Below are 2,904 nucleotides of genomic sequence, written 5' to 3'. Positions count from 1 at the left end.
CCCGGGACCCTGCCTGCGCCGCCTGCTTCCGCGCCGGTGCCGCACGCGCCCGCCGGCCATCCGCACGCGTCGGCGCTGACGGCGCCGCCGCTGGCGGTGCTGCCTTACAAGCCGGAGATGCGCCGCCTGGCGCCGAACGTGGTGGCGCTGCGTGTGTCGCCCCAGGCGCGCTGGGTCATCATCCGCTCGGAGAGCGATCTCGAGGTGAGCCGTTCGGAGGAGCTTCCCGGCGAGCCGACCGCCGCGCACTGAGGTGGGGCGGTGCAGGAACGAAGCTCTTTGCAGACAGCCTTCCTTTGTGGTCGAGCACTTCTCCGACGCGGCTCAATCGCCGCCGAGAGCGCGTGCGGAAGGGAGTCTGGAGATGACGCTGGAAGAGCTCGTCGAGCAGGTCGCGAAGCACGTCGCTGCCCAGACCGACGCCATCCATCGAGGCGATTCCAGGACCGGAAACAAGCACGCCAGGAAGTACAACGCCGCGATCGATCAACTCCTGGCCCATGGAGATGCCGGGCGGGATGCACTCCTGGTGCTGTTCAAGCACGAGCGCACGGACGTCCGTGCCACGGCGGCGGCCTTCCTGATCCGCTACCGGACCGCGGAGGCCACGGCCGTCTTGGAGGTGGCAGCGAAAGAGGGTGGCATCGGGGCCATCGACGCGATCATGGCCCTCAAACACTGGAGAGAAGGCACCTGGGCCCTGGATCCGGGATAGCCCTCCACCACGAACCGTGACGCCCTCCCCACCCTGGGAAGGACGCCCGGAGTTCCCGCCACGCTCAGGAACAGCGCCGTCCTACATGGACACGGACTTGGCCGGGTCAATGAGGCTCTGGAGCGGATTCGTCGCCTCTGCGGTCTCCTGCTCCACGTCCGGCTGGTACGCGCGGACCTGCGCCTCGCAGTGGTTGCTCTTGCGATTCTGGTGGCAGTGCCGGATGCCGTACACGTGATGGCACCCGCATGGATCCACTCGCTTCTTGGCGCACAGCGACGGATTGAACACCGGAGCCGCCGTCATCTCCACCGGCCCCGCCTGCAACGACATCGCCAGCACCATCCCCGTCAAAAACCCCATCGCCCACCCCCTTGATGCACGTTGGAGAAATGGGAATGCCGATCGGATGCCGCAACCCCCAGGCTTGTATGAATGCCGCTCCGTGCACTCCCGACCGTTCCTTGCGTCCACCGCACGGGATTTCTCCCTGGCGCACGCCAGGCAGGCAGCCAATCGTGTGTCCAGAACCCGGCACCGTCAGGGATGAGGGAGGGCTTCGTCCCTGCCGCGGGTTCACCCACCTGGGGGATTCACCATGAGCTGGAAGCAACACCTGGAAAAGGTCTCCGAGGGCCACTACGTCCTGCCACGCACCAAGACGATGCGCGTGCACGCGGACCTGTTCCTCTCCGACAAGCTCCTCTGGGGGGAAGAGGGCAACCCGGAAGCCCCCGCGCTGGAAGACGCCGTCTTCGACCAGGTCGTCAACGCCGCCACCTTCCCGGGCGTCACCCGCGTCGCCGTCACGCCCGACTGTCACGTGGGCTACGGCGTCCCCATTGGCACCATCGTGGAGACGGACGGCACCCTGCTGCCCACCGCCGCCGGCTACGACATCGGCTGCGGCATGGTGCAGCTCCAGACCTCCCTCACCGTGGAGGACGTGGCCGACCCCGCGAAGCGCCGCCAGTGGATCAACGAGGTGACCGAGCGCATCGCCGTGGGCGTGGGCGCCACCCGGGCTCGCAAGCAGCGCAAGCTCAACGAGTCCACCGTCAAGGAGGTCCTGCGCCACGGCGCCAAGGCCCTGGGCCGCAACCGCTCCGTCACCGAGCGCGACTTCATCCCCGTGGAGGACACCGGGGTGGACATCCCCGTGCGCGCCTATGACAAGCGCGGACAGCTGGGCAGCCTGGGCGGCGGCAACCACTTCACCGAGATGCAGGTGGATGAGCAGGGCCGCGTCTGGGTGATGCTCCACACCGGCAGCCGGGGCTTCGGCTGGAACATCGCCAAGCACTTCTTCGTGGAGGGCGCCGCGCAGCTGGGCCTCAAGAGCCGCAGCGAGGACTTCGTCTGGCTGGACGCGGACAGCGCCCTGGGCCGCCACTACTGGAACCTGCACAACATGGCGGCCAACTTCGCCGTGGCCAACCGGCTGCTCATCGGCGAGGCCGTGTGCGGGGCGCTCGAGGACGTGTTCGGCGGGACCGCGAGCATCTACTACGAGATCAGCCACAACCTCATCCAGAAGGAGGGCGGCAGGTTCGTCGCGCGCAAGGGCGCCACGCGGGCCTTCCCCGCCGGCCACCCGGCCCTCCAGGGGACGACGTGGGAGGCCACCGGGCACCCCATCCTCATCCCCGGCTCCATGGAGACGGGCAGCGCCATCCTCTTCGCGCAAGCGGGGGCGGAGAAGTCCATCTACTCGGTGAACCACGGCTCCGGCCGGCGGCTGTCACGCGCCGCCGCGCGCCGGCAGCTCCAGCAGGAGGAGACGGACCGGCGCATGGCGGAGGCCGGCATCCTGCTCAACACCCGCACCACGCCGCTGGACGAGTCCGGGCCCTGCTACAAGAACCTGGACGACGTGCTGGCGACGGTGGAGCAGGCCGGACTCGCCCGGGTGGCCCACCGCCTCAAGCCGGTGGCCTGCATCAAGGGCGCGGACTGAGGGTGGACCCCGGAGGGGACTCGTGGGGGAGGCCGGGCGGCGCTAGAGTGGGCGTCCGCCTGGAGCCCCACGCATGCCCCCGTCCCCCACCCCCTCCCGGGAAGCCGAGCTGGCGCGCGCCGAAGCCGACATGGCCCGGCTGGAAGCGCAGCTCGCTGAACAGGTGGCCCGCGCCACCGCCGACGCCGCCGCGTTGACCGACCGGCTTGTCCGCGTGCGCCAGGCCCTGGCC

General features: G+C 69.5%; 4 protein-coding genes. 3 read left to right on the top strand and 1 reads right to left on the bottom strand.

All coding sequences use genetic code 11. The features are described 5' to 3' along the window. Together ACLEQD_RS40515 and ACLEQD_RS40510 are read left to right on the top strand one after the other, a co-directional pair. On the top strand, positions 1–252 hold a 252-nt coding region (locus tag ACLEQD_RS40515), incomplete at its 5' end, for a hypothetical protein (RefSeq protein ID WP_410391280.1). A gap of 112 nt (positions 253–364) precedes the next feature. Beyond that, the gene (locus ACLEQD_RS40510) at positions 365–715 is read left to right on the top strand and encodes a DUF2019 domain-containing protein (RefSeq protein WP_410391279.1); all 351 of its coding nucleotides are present in this window, start codon (positions 365–367) and stop codon (positions 713–715) included. Between the two features lie 81 nt (positions 716–796). Here the strand turns inward: ACLEQD_RS40510 and ACLEQD_RS40505 are convergent, their stop codons facing one another. Beyond that, a complete protein-coding gene (locus ACLEQD_RS40505) occupies positions 797–1,078 on the bottom strand; it encodes a hypothetical protein (protein ID WP_120529470.1) in 282 nt (93 codons plus the stop codon). Between the two features lie 235 nt (positions 1,079–1,313). Between ACLEQD_RS40505 and ACLEQD_RS40500 the strand changes: the two genes are divergently transcribed. Beyond that, complete coding sequence (locus tag ACLEQD_RS40500) at positions 1,314–2,672, top strand: RtcB family protein (protein WP_410391278.1); 1,359 nt, start codon at positions 1,314–1,316, stop codon at positions 2,670–2,672. The last annotated feature ends 232 nt before the right edge of the window (positions 2,673–2,904 follow it).

It is taken from the genome of Corallococcus sp. 4LFB (assembly GCF_046520365.1).
Classification (GTDB): Bacteria; Myxococcota; Myxococcia; order Myxococcales; family Myxococcaceae; genus Corallococcus; species Corallococcus caeni.
The sequence above is the reverse complement of the archived record's forward strand: the minus strand, read 5'-3'. Positions and strand labels throughout refer to the sequence as shown.

Coding starts and splice junctions, on each gene's coding strand:
- ACLEQD_RS40510 (WP_410391279.1), top strand. CDS start 365: ATGACGCTGGAAGAGCTCGTCGAGCAGGTCGCGAAGCACGTCGCTGCC.
- ACLEQD_RS40505 (WP_120529470.1), bottom strand. CDS start 1,078: ATGGGGTTTTTGACGGGGATGGTGCTGGCGATGTCGTTGCAGGCGGGG.
- ACLEQD_RS40500 (WP_410391278.1), top strand. CDS start 1,314: ATGAGCTGGAAGCAACACCTGGAAAAGGTCTCCGAGGGCCACTACGTC.